The sequence below is a fragment of the Plesiomonas shigelloides genome, assembly GCF_900087055.1.
Lineage (GTDB): Bacteria > Pseudomonadota > Gammaproteobacteria > Enterobacterales > CAMTGL01 > Plesiomonas > Plesiomonas shigelloides.
In genome coordinates this window covers 40,977-54,633 of record NZ_LT575468.1, presented here as the reverse complement: position 1 = coordinate 54,633, position 13,657 = coordinate 40,977, and the positions used below count along the sequence as shown (strand labels likewise).

Here is a 13,657-nt window from a genome sequence, read left to right as displayed (position 1 = left end):
TTACTATTTTTGCGAGAAGTATCTTTTGTCCGATTAATTTACTTTGCGTTAGATTAACAGCCTATCATGCCGAAACCCAAACTTCCGATTGAAACCCTGCTCGAGCGTGCCCGCCAGCTAAACGAATCTGACGCGCGTCAGGAAATCGTGCTGAGCCGCTTGCTGCAACACACCACCAATCAACTCTTATGCCGGCACAATGAGGCCCTGAAACGCTATCAGTTGAACGACACCCTATTTACCGCACTGGTGTTGCTGTACACCAGCGAGCATTACTCGTTGCAGCCCTCTGAGCTTAGCGACCTACTGAATACCTCACGCACCAGTGCCACACGAATTGCCGATGAACTGGTGGCGCGCGGTTGGATCAGCCGTGAATTGCTAGACGGCGACCGCCGCTGCTTTCAACTAACCTTAAATGAAACGGGACTGGCCTTTATGCAGAGTTTGCTGCCAGAACAACGCCAGCGCCTGCGTAACCTGTGGGCTCCGTTTTCCAGCGAAGAAAAACAACAGTTTGAATACCTGCTGCACAAGTTGCTGCAGCAGCGCTAAGTGACGAATGTTGCTACTTAGCGCTATCCCCTATTACCGTGCAAAGGAAGAGTTTTCATGACCGCGCCAAGCGCAAAAAATCAGGTACGCAAACGAGCGCTGCTCGGCTTAACCACCCTATTTCTGGCCGCGGGTGTCGCCTACGGGGCGTACTGGTATCTGGATCTGCGCCACTACCAAAACACCGATGATGCCTATGTGACCGGCGATATCGTGCCGATTAACCCACGCGTTACCGGCAGTGTTACCGCCATCATGGCCGATAACACCGACAAGGTGATTGCCGGTCAACCACTAGTAAAACTGGACGCCACCGACAGCCAACTGGCGCTGGAGCAAGCCGAAACGCAACTGGCAGAAACCGTGCGTAACACCCACAAGTTGATGGTGGATGTCGGCCAATTACAGGCCAATGTGCAAGCGCGCCAAGTGGCGTTGTCGCAAGCGATGTCCGATTTGACCCGTTTTAGCGCCTTGGGCCGCAGTGATGCTATCTCGCAACAAGAGCTGCAACATGCCCAAGACAGCGTAAAACAAGCGCAAGCTGAATTAAGCGCCACTCAGCAGCAACTGCTGGCCACCCAAGCCTTGGTACTCAATACGCCACTGGCCCAGCAACCGGCCGTGCAACACGCCATGCAAGTGGTCAAACAGGCGTGGATCAATTTACAGCGCACCACCTTGGTCAGCCCAAGTAACGGCTATGTCGCCAAGCGCTCAGTACAACTGGGTAGCTATGTCACGCCGGGGACGCCGCTGATGGCCGTGATCCCGCTGCACAGCGTCTGGGTGGATGCCAACTTCAAAGAAACCCAGTTGCAGAACATGCGCATCGGTCAGCCGGTGACACTGGTGTCTGATTTCTACGGTGATGATGTGGTGTATCACGGCACAGTGGAAGGGTTGTCAGCCGGTACCGGTTCAGCGTTCTCGCTGCTGCCACCACAAAATGCCACCGGTAACTGGATCAAAGTGGTGCAACGCCTGCCAGTACGTATTCGCTTAGAGCCAAAAGAGCTGGATCAGCATCCACTGCGAATTGGGTTGTCGATGACCGTGACCGTCAATACGCTGGATCGCGATGGCAATGAGCTGGCAACCTCCATCAAGCAAGACGCGCACTCGTCCACCGATGCACTGCAAGTAGATATGGCGCCGATTGAGCAGCGTATTGCCACTATCTTGCAGCAAAATCAGGGCTGAGGACGGCGAATATGAATGCGCCGTTAGAAGGAAAGTCATTGGTCTGGGCCACTCTCGCCCTATCAATGGCCACCTTTATGCAAGTATTGGACTCCTCGATTGCCAACGTGGCCATTCCGACCATCTCGGGCAGTCTGGGAGCGTCCACCACGCAGGGTACGTGGGTGATCACCTCGTTCGGGGTGGCCAACGCCATCTCATTACCGCTGACCGGCTGGTTCGCCAAGCGCTTTGGCGAGGTGAAGCTGTTTTTGTGGTCGACCGTGCTGTTCACGCTGTTTTCTTGGCTGTGCGGGATCTCCTCATCGCTGGAAATGCTGATTTTCTTTCGCGTGATGCAAGGTCTGGTCTCGGGGCCGATGATCCCACTATCGCAAAGTTTGCTGCTAGCCAACTACCCGCCGGCCAAACGCGCCATTGCGCTCTCGCTATGGTCAATGACGGTGATCGTGGCGCCGATTTGTGGGCCGGTGCTAGGTGGCTACATCAGTGATAACTTCCACTGGGCGTGGATCTTCTTTATCAACGTACCGGTCGGGATCTTTGTGGTGCTGCTCACCACGCGGGTACTGGAAGGGCGCGAGACGCAAAAAGAGTACAAGCCGATGGATACCATCGGGCTGGGCTTAATGGTGCTCGGGGTCGGCAGTTTGCAGATTATGCTGGACCAAGGGCGCGAGCTCGGCTGGTTTAACTCCAACGAGATCGTGATCTTAGCAGTACTGGCGGTGGTGTCGCTGACGTTCTTTATTGTCTGGGAGTTAACCGATGACAATCCGGTGATTGATTTATCCTTGTTTGGTTATCGCAACTTCACCATCGCGGTGATCTGTACCAGTTTGGGTTACATGATCTATTTCGGTGTGATCGTGCTGTTGCCGCTGCTGATGCAGACCAACTTGGGCTATACCGCCTCGTGGGCCGGCTGGGCCTCTGCGCCGGTAGGTTTTATCCCGCTCCTGCTGTCGCCGATCATTGGTCGCTATGCGCACAAGATAGACATGCGGATTTTGGTCAGCATCAGTTTTCTGGTCTATGCTGGCTGCTTCTTGTGGCGTGCCACGCTGTTCTCGCCGGAGATCAGTTTCGAGTGGATTGTCTGGCCGCAGTTTGTGCAAGGGTTGGCCGTGGCCTGCTTCTTTATGCCGCTGACCACCATTACCTTGTCGGGCCTACCGCCAAGTCAGCTCGCCAACGCCACCAGCTTGTCGAACTTTATGCGTACTCTGGCCGGCTCAATTGGCACCTCGATTACCACCACCTTGTGGGATAACGGGGAAGCGGTGAACCAGACGTATCTGACCGAGCATGTGAATCCGTATAACCCAGCCGCTCAGCAGGCGCTGGACAGCATGCATCAGTTGGGGATGAACAGTCAGCAAGCGGCGGGAATGCTCGCACAGCAAATCACTCAGCAAAGCTATATTCTGTCGGCCAACACCATCTTCACTATCTGTGGGGTGATGTTCCTCGGTCTGTTAGTGCTGATCTGGTTTGCCAAGCCGCCGTTCAATGCCGCAGGCGGGAATAGCGGGGCGCATTGATACGACGCGCACCGGTATCGGTATATTGATATTGGTCTAAAAACGCATGCACAAAAAAGCCCGCCATCTTCTGGCGGGCTTTTTTTTACGATTGCGCCATCGGCAGCAACCGAGCAATCATGCTTGACGCTCAGCCGTGTTCAACACGCACCGGCAGCAGCACTTCTGGCGCTGGCGCTATCGGTGCGGCATGTGGCTTCACCGGCAGTGCTTTCAGTGGCGCGGCAGGCTCACTGCGCTGTCCGACTGGCTTGGCGTGATCTGGCGTTAAGGTTGCCATCCCCGGCAAAATTGGATCAATACCGATACGCACCAGATTCCCAGCCTGATCGGTCAGCAGTGGCGGTAGCCCAGCGTTATTCTTACCGGCAGGGTTACCGGCATTACCCGCCGACCGCGCACGGCTAGCCGCGGGCGGTAATGTGGCAGGCTGCGGCGCGCTCACAGCTGATGGAGCGGGGTTCGCGCTTGGCGCTGCACCATTCGCAGAGGGCATCACGGCAGGCACGCCGGTGGCAGCAGAACTGCTTAGCACATTAGCCGCAGGCCGCGGCGCCGCATTCGGCGGGGAAGCCATATATGGCGGCATTGGTTTGGCATTCGCGCGGCCAAACAACTGGGCAATTTGCGCAGCCGCTTGCTCAGTCAGTACCGTGATCTCAATGCGACGGTTTTGGCCGCTCATCGGGTCTTCAATATTCACCGGCATCTGCTCGGCCATCGCCACCAGCTGCAGAATTTGATCGCGCTTCATGCCATTGGCCGTCATCACTCGCCGCGCGGCTAACGCACGCTCCGCCGACAAATCCCAGTTGGTGTAATCCACGTTGTTGGGATAACGGGTATTATCGGTGTGGCCACTGATCATGATCCGGTTTTGAATACTGCCCAACACCGGCGAGATTTGATCCAAAATGCCCTTAAAGAACGGAGTGATACGGATGCTACCGCGCTCGAACATGTAGTGTTCGTTATCATCCTGAATCAAAATACGCAAACCCTGTGGCACCACTTCGACCATCACGTTATTGGTAGCATCTAAACGCACCGCCACCGCATTCAACGCTTCCGCCAGCACTTCCATTTGTTGCTGATTCAGGTACTTACCTTGCAGCTTACCCAAATCCTTGTTTTTGTACTGACCTTGGGATTTATTTTCTTGGAACAGCGCATTACCCAGCTTATCGTTACCATCAAAATCGGATTTGACCGGGTTTTCCAATGGCGAGGCCTGCCCAGCAAAGTCGACTGGGAACGGGCTGTTACTGATGTCGAACACGTTATCCATGTTGTCGAACACGCTGTAGGTCGCCATGTACTGCTGAACTTTTTGCCGCTCATCTTTAGTGGCAACTTCCATCACCCACAGCACCATGAAAAAGGCCATCATGGCGATGGCAAAGTCAGCAAATGCCACTTTCCATGCGCCGCCATGTCCTTCATCGTGGTCGTCGTGTTGGACTTTCTTGATGATAATGGTGTGGTGTGAATCTTTGGCCATAATCAGTTCTGCTCGGCAGTCAGCCAGCGTTCCATCTCAAAGAAGCTCGGTTTGTATTCGCTGATCAGCAGTTTACGGCCAGCATCCAGCGCCAGCAGGGTCGGACGACCTTGTTGCTGCGCCACTAAAATTGCCATCACCATTTTCAGGCCCATGACTTCTTTTTTCACCAAGTTGCCCATGGCCGCGGACAGCGGATCAAATACCCCGTAGCTCAGCAATACCCCGATGAAGGTTCCCACCAGCGCGGCCGCCACTTTGGCCCCGATCAGCGCCAAGTTGCCGCCGATGTTCTGCATGGTAACCACGATACCCAGTACCGCGGCCACGATACCAAAACCCGGCATCGCTTCGCCGGTCTTGGCTAAGGCTTTAGAAGGGCGCAACAGATCATTCTGGATGGTGTGGATTTCGGTTTCCAGCAACGCTTCCAAGTCATGTGGCGACATCTTACCCATCGCCATCAGACGCAGGTTATCGGTGATGAAAGCCAATAATACCGGCGAGGCGGTGATGCTTGGATATTTCGCGAACAGCGCACTGGAGTCGGGATTTTCAATGTGCTCATCCAGCTTTTTAATGCCGTCTTTACGCACGGTTTCTAAAAGCTCAAACATCAGCTCGATAATCGCGCGGTAGTAATCTTGGGTATAGCCTTTGCCCAGCAGGGTTTTCAGCTGGCCGCCAATGCCCTTCAGTACCGCGACCGGATGCGCGACTACCATGGCGCCCATCGCCGCACCGACGATGATAATCAGCTCCGCCGGCTGCCACAAAGCACCGAGGTTACCTTTCGCTTCCAGATAGCCCAGAACGACACAGCCAAAAACAATAAAAAAACCAATTATCCGTTGCATATACCCCCCATTAGTCCGGCTGGTTCCAGCCGTCTAACAGTCTGTTGAGCTGTTTCAGCGCTTTCTTATGTAACTGGCAGATCCGCGCTTCGGTAAGATCCAACACCAGAGCTATCTCTTTGAGGTTCATCTCGTACTCGTAATACAAGCTCAAGATGGTCTGCTCCCGCTCCGGCAGTTGCTGCAGGGCGCAGGATAAATCACGTTTGAAACGGGCGGACTGGGCTTCATCGCTCGGCCAATACAGGCCGAAACTTTCAAAGCCATCTTCTTGCAGGCTGTCGAGACTATCGACTTGCTCCGCCTGACAGGCCAGCAAACGCTCGTGCAGCTCTTCATCGCTAATTTGCAGTGCCCGCGCCAGCTCCTGTCGGGTGGGCTTGCGCCCAAGCTCTCGGCTGAGGCTGCGAATGCGGTCTTTCAGCTCATGGCTCTTTTGCCGCACCCCGCGCGAGCGCCAATCGAGGCGACGCAGCTCATCCAGCATGGCACCGCGAATACGGGGGCTCGCCATCACTTCCAACGGCACATCGCCATCGGGATCGTAACGACGGATCTCACCCAACAGCGCCAACATGCCGATCTGCTCTAAATCATCACGGCCCAGGACCGCGCTGACCTGTGGTGCCAGATGATAGGCAATGCGGCGCACCAGCGGCGCATGCTGTAGCAACAGACGCTGCTCGAGCGCCTGTCGCCCCAGTTTTTGGCTGGTCTGATAGGCATTTAAGCCTTGCGCGTTATCCGCCGCTCCGCACATAGTCGGTTACTGCACCACCAGCTTGGTGATCAGGACTTTGTCGATGGCGCTTTCCCCTGTCATGTTTTGCATGGTGGCGCGGATCGCGGTCAACAATTTCGCTTGCAGTGCCGCTACCGCATCCGGCGCGGTCAGCTTGGCAAAATCTTCGTGGCTAAGCTCAGTGACAATGGTGTTACGCACCAGTGGCATAAACTCTTGCGCCTGAGTTTCAAACTGGTTGCTGTAGGTCATCAGCGACAGCTCCAGCATCATGTAATGCAGGCGGTCTTCGCCTTGCACACTGATCACGAAGCGATCCAGATTGATAAAAATTGGCTTTTTCACTACGGCTGCAGGTGCTACCGCGACCGGCTTTGCCGTTTCCGCCGGTTTATTCATCACAAAGTGCCAATAGCCCCAACCTGCGCCACCGATTAGAATCAGCAGCAGCAGGGCAATAATGGCCAGCAAAATGACTTTGGATTTGTTTCCTTGCGACATCGTGTTCTCTCTTAAACCAGACTGTCAAAACCTGCGCGCTGACGCGGCAGACTGAGGGCCGGGATCGTGCTCTGACTGGTAGCGCGGCGGATCACCGGACCTTCATGGCCCGCAGCCTCTTGCTGCCCCTGCCGCCCTTGTTGTGGCTGGCCACCGGAGACCGACACATCAATCAAGTTCATCTGCGTTTGGCTAAAGTCTTGGCGCAGGCGATCGCTGCCCGCCAACAAGGCTTCGCGCAATTGCGGGTGAGCGGCGGTAAATTGCACGCTCAGTTTGTCGCCATCCATGCGCAGGCTGATATCCAGCTTGCCAAGCTCCGGCGGATCCAGACGAATCTGTGCATGTTGTAGCTTGTTGCCAGCCTGCACTTGGATGCGCTGACGCAGCTGTTCAATCAGCGCATCGCCCCACTGTGGCTTGTTGATATCCAGCGCCAACGTAGGCGATGGGGTGTTCATGGCATCTGCGGCGCTCGGCTGCGCGCTCGCGGCCATCGCCGTAGGACTCTTGGCGGTGATGGCATTCAGCCCCTGTTGACACATCGCCACTACCGGTGCGGTGACGTTTTTATCGCTCAGGGCACTGGCCAACGCGCTCAGATCCCCTTCGGTAAGGGGGATCGCTGTCGCCGCAGCCGCAACGGCGGGACGGGTGCTGTCAGCATTGCTGGCACGTTGATCCGCAGGCGCGGGAATATCATGTACCGGCGATTCACTCTTGCCGTTGCCGCGCAACAGGTTATTGCCCGCCAATCCCGTCAGTGCCGCGGTCAGTGGCATCTCACTTGCGCCGTTTAGCGCCGCGCCATTGGCAAACCCTTGGCGTAACGTTTGCGGGTCGAGGGCTTGCTGGGTTTGCAGCAAGTACGCAATCTGCTGCGCTAAATCGGCTTGTCCGGTAGTCGCCGTGCTCTGCGCAGACTCGGCAGCCGCTTTATCCTCTTTACCGGCATCTTTACTCGATGCGCCAGCATGGGCGTGCGCCTCGGTATCCGCATGCTGCGCGGACTTAATGTCATCGCGGCTATCGGTCTTTGATTCGGTTTTGTTGTCTGCCGCACCGGTCGGACGCTGGTCATGTGCGCTATTTGAACCGTTGAGCGACTGACTAAAGCTATGACCATCGGCCTTATTCGCCGCAGGTTGCACGCTGTTACCGGCAGCCGAAGATGCACCGGTACGAGAGGCGGACGATGGCGCGGAAGTCAGTTGGGTCAGTTGCATTGTCACGAGCCTCGTCATGAGTTCTGTATATAAGCCTGCAGGCCTTGTTGCTGTGAGGGTTGCTGGCAGATTTGCGCCCGGATTTGCGCTTGTTCACTGCGCGCAGCGGCAATCCACTGCGGATAACGGCTGGCCAGTTGCTTTAATACTGGCTGCGCATCCGCTGGGATTTCGGCACCGTTAAGACGTGACAATCCGGCAAGCAATTTCTGATCCAGCTCCGCGAGCAGGGTAAAATCACCACTGCGCACCGCCTGCTCCATGGCTTGACTCAAGCGCTGTAATCGCTCACACAGTGCACTCATTGCCCAGTCACTTTGCTCGGATGCAATGCCAACCAGCCTTCGCGAATTTCGCTGATCAGACCGCTGACTTCATCCACCATCTCAATGCTGTTTTGCGCGTTGGCTTCAAACAAACGACGACCACAGTAGTCATACAGACGGTACAGCTCAGTAGCCACCTCACCGCCCTTTTCCATATCCAAAATGGCGCTCAGCCCCTGCAAAATATCCAGGCACTTGGTGATCATCTGCCCTTTTTGCTCAACCTGACCGCGCTCCATAAAACCGCGCGCACGTGTCAGGTTATCCAGCAGACCATCTAACAACATCAGGATCAGGCGATGCGGGCTAGCCGCTGCCGCTTGGGCCTGCGTTTTGGCTTGTTGATAAGCGTTAAGTCCGTTATTCATCATCTATTCACTATCAATTAACTGACCAGCATGCCGTACAGCATGTTCTGGGTCTGCTGCATGCTGCTGATCATTTTGTCCATCTTGGCGTAGTAATCGCGCAGCGATTGCTCACGCACTTTCAAACGCGCATCGAGATCTTCGCGATCCTGACCAATTTTCTTCTGCTCTTGCTCCAAGCGATCGATACGGGTGGTGAAGTTACCACCGGAGGTTTTGAAATCTTTTAAGTTACCGGTGATACTTTGCATCAAGCCACTTTTGCCATCAGCCCCCAGAAAAACGGTGCTGATGCTTTCTGGGTCTTCATTGATCGCCTTGGTCAGCTTTTCGTCATCAATTTCCAGCTTGCCTTGACGATCGGTTTTGATACCGAGCATCGACAAGGTTTTGCCGTCATACACCTGACCTAAACTGTTACGCAGCTGACTCATCATGCCGCGCGTCATGCTGTCGCCTCCCAGCGCGCCCGGCTTCTTACGCTTCTTGCCGTCAGCATCGGTGACTTCGGTGGCCTTAGAGTGTTTGTCGATAGTGTCGACCAACTCGTTATAGGCGGTGACGAAGCTTTTTACTGCTTCTTTGGTGCCATCATTATCCGGCTTCACACTGACGGTGGTTTTCCCGACTTGTTTGGCTTCAATCGAGATCCCGTCAATGATGTTTTCAAATTTGTTGTTTTTGGAGCTGAAGGTCAGCGAGCCCATCTTCAACACGGCATCTTGTGCGGTTTGCAAAGAATCAATCTTGGTCGCCGCATTCGAGGATTTCACCGTAACCGCATTGTCCTTACCGGTATCTTTACCGCTGATCACCAGCGAGTATTTATCACCCTCTTCGCGCACCACCGCCGCTTTCACGCCCGGATTGTTTTTATCACCGTTAATTTGCGCTGCGATATCTTCCAGCGAGCTACCGGCTTTGACATCAACACTAAAATCCTTGCCGCCGTATGTGAGGGTCAAGGTCTGATCTTGAGGCACTTTATCCGTGCCATCAAACACCACTTTTTCACGGCCAATCTGTGCCATCTGGGTAACGTCAAATTCGTAGTTACCGCTGGCCGTAGTACCGTTGACGCTGGCCGACAAAATTTTGTCGTCACCCGCTACCACGGTGGTTTTGTTCAGCTCGCGCGCAGAGTCCAGCTTTTCTGCTGCGGTACGCAGTTTGTTGACCGCCGATTGGGTTTCACGGTAGGCGGTGATCAGGGCACTGTTTTGATCTTCTTGGCGCTTCCACTGGGTTTCTTTCGGTAAACGCTCGGAATACAGCTGTGCGTAAATCAAATCTTCAATCGGCAGAGTACCGATACCACCAATGGTAATGCCCATAATCTATCCTCTGTCTACCGCGCGGCCACCGAGCGTACTTATCTCTCGGACGCAAAATGCTATGCGCTACGCTTTAAATGCAAAAAAAAATGATGCAAGAAAAATGCCATTAAACAGTCAATTCACAGCCAATAGAGCAGAATGCTATTGGCGCGTAAGAACTGCACTTTGCTCTGCCCCTTCACCATCACATCCGCGAAGAAGAACAACAAAACTCAGTAAAAAGGGGCCAGTCGGCCCCTTTTTGGATTGCGAGTTTTCCTTTGCGTAACCAACATCGGTTATCACAAGGCAAAACCTATGCGTAATCAGGCGTAATTAACGCAGCAGACCCATGATCATGGATGGAGTCTGGTTTGCCTGAGACAGTACAGAGATGCCAGCTTGCATCATCATGTTCTGCTTGGTCATGTTGGCAGATTCTTTAGCGATATCAGCATCCATGATGCGGCCTTTCGCCACGCTCACGTTCTCTTCGATGTTAGACAGGTTGTTAATGGTAGATTGGAAACGGTTTTGTACCGCACCCAGTTCTGCCATAGATTTACCCATTGCAGCGATGGCTTTATCCAGACCAGAAACTACTGCACCGATAGTGCCCGCAGTACCGCTAATTGCAGCACTGGATTTGAATGCTGCAGCGGTATCAACCTTAACGGTGATCTTGTCAGCAGACTTCATTTCAGCACCAACTTGGAAAGAGATACCCGCTTTCAAACCAGCAGATTCAAACAGCGCTTTACCTGCGAAAGTGGTAGTTTTCTGAATACGAGCCAGTTCTGCATTCAGTGCAGAGAACTCTTCATTCAGTGCAGTACGGTCAGCTGAAGTGTTAGTACCGTTAGCAGATTGCAGAGCCAGTTCACGCTGACGTTGCAGGATGTTAGAGGCTTCTTTCAGCGCACCTTCCGCAGTTTGAGACAGAGAGATACCGTCAGCCGCGTTACGCTGAGCCACAGACAGACCACGAGTCTGAGATTCCATACGGTTAGCGATCTGCAGGCCAGCAGCATCGTCTTTAGCGCTGTTGATACGCAGGCCGGTAGACAGGCGCTGCTGGGAAGTGTTCAGGCTCAGTTGAGTGCTAGCCAGGGAACGCTGGGCAGTCAGGGAAGACTGGTTAGTATGAACTGACAGTGACATGTGATCTCTCCTAAAATACAGAAACAGGTCTCGTACCTTGTTACTGGTATTAGGCGGAAGGGTTTTGCGGCGGCTTAAATCTTTTTTTCTGCTGATAGGAAATTTTTTTCAATGGGGATGGATCATGCCGTGCTTATAGCTGCCCCATAAATTCATCATCATGGCCCCTAAAATCACAGCGCCGACACATGGCCGGCACTGTAGATATCGAGTTGCGACAAAATTAGGGTTAGCGCGTCAGTAACGCCACCACCGTCTGGCGTGAGATGCCGGCCTGGGCCAACAAGCTCGAAAGCGGTTTATTGACAATACGATCTGAAATACCCGCCGTTTCGGTTTCCGGCATCCGAGCATAGCGCCCTTGCAGTTGACGTTCAATTTGCTGCTGATAGCGCGTAAGCTCCTGCAGGGAGCTGCGGATCTGCTGCATCAAGCGTTCGATATCAGCCAAGGATTGGCGTGTATCTTGGGTTTTGCGAAAGCTGAGCTTCTCCGCATCCACCATCTGCGGCTGACGCTGCTCCGGTTGAACTTTAACAGGATTACCGGCTGGGAAAATCTGCCCATTACCGGTCAACCAAAAACCATCCTCAACCTCTTGCCAGTTGCCTTTTGCGGCAGAAAACTCCAGATCGCCCCATTTATCGACTTCAGCGCGGATCCCACGCGATGACAGGCCACGGCTCAGTTTGCGCGCGATGGTCGCCATATCATCTTCCGGCTCAATCTGCACTTTCACCTGACGCGGCTTGCCGCCATCAAAGGCAAACTTCAACACTTCTGGCTGAGTACGCTCGCCTTGCAAGCGCAGACCGCGAATGGAAAAGCGTTGCTGTTGATTACGATTTAAATGTCGCACCGAAAAATCGGCATTAAACAGCGGCTTCTCATCATAAGTCTGGTGCACTTGCTGACGCAGTTGCCGTTGCAACGAGGCCAACTCCTGCGTCAAACGCTGACGACGGCCTTCCGTTTGTTTCAGGCTGCGCTGCGCCAGTTGTTTACTTTGCTGCAAAATATCTTCGGCGCTGTGCAAGGCTCGCAAGGCGGTTTGCGTTTTCGCTAACTGGTAGTGTGCCTTGGCGGTTACGCCCAGTAAACTCCCGCGCTGACCATGACGTAGACGTTCGATTTCTTCCGCCGGCGTGCGGGTATCTACCGCCGCGCTGGCCGACGCCGATACCGCCAAGCCAGCTTTTTGCTGGCTCACCACCGGAGAGTGATTCAGATCGGAAGTACGTTGGGTGCCCAGACGGGTACTGTTAACTTGGTTAACCAAGGTGTGTTCTCTTTATTTATCTATTTGCTTCAATCTGCATGCGACTTACAACCCGACGACGCTTTCGCCATCGCAATACGCAGAGTCGGTGCTCTGCGTATTGGATAAGTGCATGGATAACCGGCGCATGTCACGCTTAACTCATGCCACACTTAACTTAAGCGACGATTTTATTTGATGTAGTTAAACAGGGACATATCGTTGATCTTGGAATAGCTCAACTGAGTGGCTGTTAATGCCAGCTCGTAGCCTTTCAGACGTGATGCAGCCTCTGGAATATCCAAATCCTTGATATCACCAATCATCTTCTTGTTCATCAAGGTATTGTCTTCGTGCGCGCCGGCCATACGCTCCAGTGATTGCATCTGACTACCTAACCCGCCCCACACACTATTCAGCTGTACTGAGGTTGACGCAATACTGCTATCCGCATTTTTCATCTGCGCTTCCAGCTCGTCTTGGGTGGTGGCCGGATCGCGCAGAGCGGCGGTCAAATCATCAATGGCTTTAAACACGGTGTTATTACCGGAGCCAAAAATAGTGTCTGCCGTCATGTTCACCGGCAAAGTGACCCCTTCGGCGGTGCTGGAGGTGCGACGGGCGCTATCACCTTGATAGACATAATCCGGTGCGCTGTACGGCTTATTTTTCAGTTTGTTACCGGCAAACTGATAATCCCCATCCGGATTTTGGCTATTCGCTACACTCAGCAACTCATCACGAATGGATTCCAACTCGTTAGCCACCGCCTCTCGGTCATCTTGGGTCATGGCACCATTACCAAGACTCAGCACCAGCTCTTTACCGCGCAGCAAAATATCGTTGCCGTTACGCATCAACGCTTCTTGCTGGGTGTATTCGTTCATCAAGTTTTTGATGTTTTTGCTGTACTGATCGGTTGCCGCCTGCTGACGCTGCAACAGCATGATCTGTACCGAGCCAATCGGGTCATCGGACGGCGTCAAAATTTTCGTCTGCCGCTGCATCTGCATTATGGTGGTGTTGTAGTTGCTGTTGGCGGTTTGCATCCCGTCCATCATCATGCTGTTTAGCTGAAACGTACTCATGCGCATGGTGG

Annotated in this window: 14 protein-coding genes; 3 read left to right on the top strand and 11 right to left on the bottom strand. The window is 53.8% G+C overall.

Annotation, left to right across the window (positions count from 1 at the left end; genetic code table 11):
• Positions 1–66: 66 nt before the first annotated feature.
• The 3 genes from NCTC9997_RS00265 to NCTC9997_RS00255 are packed head-to-tail and all read left to right on the top strand — an operon-like array spanning position 67 to position 3,302.
• Positions 67–555: a MarR family transcriptional regulator gene (locus tag NCTC9997_RS00265; RefSeq protein ID WP_064977041.1), complete on the top strand. Its 489-nt coding sequence runs from the start codon at positions 67–69 to the stop codon at positions 553–555.
• A 57-nt stretch (positions 556–612) separates the two neighbouring features.
• Positions 613–1,758, top strand: coding sequence for an EmrA/EmrK family multidrug efflux transporter periplasmic adaptor subunit (locus NCTC9997_RS00260; RefSeq protein WP_064977040.1), 1,146 nt, complete (start codon positions 613–615; stop codon positions 1,756–1,758).
• An 11-nt stretch (positions 1,759–1,769) separates the two neighbouring features.
• Positions 1,770–3,302: a DHA2 family efflux MFS transporter permease subunit gene (locus tag NCTC9997_RS00255; RefSeq protein ID WP_064977039.1), complete on the top strand. Its 1,533-nt coding sequence runs from the start codon at positions 1,770–1,772 to the stop codon at positions 3,300–3,302.
• Between the two features lie 130 nt (positions 3,303–3,432).
• Here NCTC9997_RS00255 and NCTC9997_RS00250 read toward each other — a convergent pair whose 3' ends face one another.
• The 11 genes from NCTC9997_RS00250 to flgL form a co-directional block, all read right to left on the bottom strand.
• Complete coding sequence (locus NCTC9997_RS00250; RefSeq protein ID WP_064977038.1) at positions 3,433–4,803, bottom strand: OmpA family protein; 1,371 nt, start codon at positions 4,801–4,803, stop codon at positions 3,433–3,435.
• Positions 4,804–4,805: 2 nt separating this feature from the next.
• Complete coding sequence (gene motA, locus NCTC9997_RS00245) at positions 4,806–5,660, bottom strand: flagellar motor stator protein MotA (RefSeq protein ID WP_010862954.1); 855 nt, start codon at positions 5,658–5,660, stop codon at positions 4,806–4,808.
• 10 nt (positions 5,661–5,670) lie between these two features.
• Entirely contained in the window at positions 5,671–6,420 is a 750-nt protein-coding gene (locus tag NCTC9997_RS00240) for a FliA/WhiG family RNA polymerase sigma factor (RefSeq protein ID WP_064977037.1), read from the bottom strand.
• Between the two features lie 6 nt (positions 6,421–6,426).
• Positions 6,427–6,903, bottom strand: a complete 477-nt coding sequence (locus NCTC9997_RS00235) for a flagellar basal body-associated FliL family protein (RefSeq protein ID WP_064977036.1) — start codon at positions 6,901–6,903, stop codon at positions 6,427–6,429.
• An 11-nt stretch (positions 6,904–6,914) separates the two neighbouring features.
• Positions 6,915–8,129, bottom strand: coding sequence for a flagellar hook-length control protein FliK (locus NCTC9997_RS00230; protein ID WP_064977035.1), 1,215 nt, complete (start codon positions 8,127–8,129; stop codon positions 6,915–6,917).
• Positions 8,130–8,143: 14 nt separating this feature from the next.
• Positions 8,144–8,434, bottom strand: coding sequence for a hypothetical protein (locus NCTC9997_RS00225; protein ID WP_064977034.1), 291 nt, complete (start codon positions 8,432–8,434; stop codon positions 8,144–8,146).
• Positions 8,431–8,823 carry a flagellar export chaperone FliS gene (fliS, locus tag NCTC9997_RS00220; RefSeq protein ID WP_010862959.1) on the bottom strand — a complete coding sequence of 131 codons (393 nt, stop codon included), beginning with the start codon at positions 8,821–8,823 and terminating at the stop codon, positions 8,431–8,433. Before fliS ends, NCTC9997_RS00225 begins: the two co-directional genes overlap by 4 nt.
• A gap of 17 nt (positions 8,824–8,840) precedes the next feature.
• Positions 8,841–10,157, bottom strand: a complete 1,317-nt coding sequence (gene fliD / locus NCTC9997_RS00215) for a flagellar filament capping protein FliD (RefSeq protein ID WP_064977033.1) — start codon at positions 10,155–10,157, stop codon at positions 8,841–8,843.
• Positions 10,158–10,475: 318 nt separating this feature from the next.
• Entirely contained in the window at positions 10,476–11,300 is an 825-nt protein-coding gene (locus NCTC9997_RS00210; protein WP_047707402.1) for a flagellin N-terminal helical domain-containing protein, read from the bottom strand.
• A 229-nt stretch (positions 11,301–11,529) separates the two neighbouring features.
• On the bottom strand, positions 11,530–12,579 hold the full coding sequence (locus NCTC9997_RS00205) for a hypothetical protein (RefSeq protein ID WP_064977032.1): 1,050 nt from the start codon (positions 12,577–12,579) through the stop codon (positions 11,530–11,532).
• A 170-nt stretch (positions 12,580–12,749) separates the two neighbouring features.
• Positions 12,750–13,652, bottom strand: a complete 903-nt coding sequence (gene flgL, locus NCTC9997_RS00200) for a flagellar hook-associated protein FlgL (RefSeq protein WP_047707404.1) — start codon at positions 13,650–13,652, stop codon at positions 12,750–12,752.
• Between the last annotated feature and the right edge of the window lie 5 nt (positions 13,653–13,657).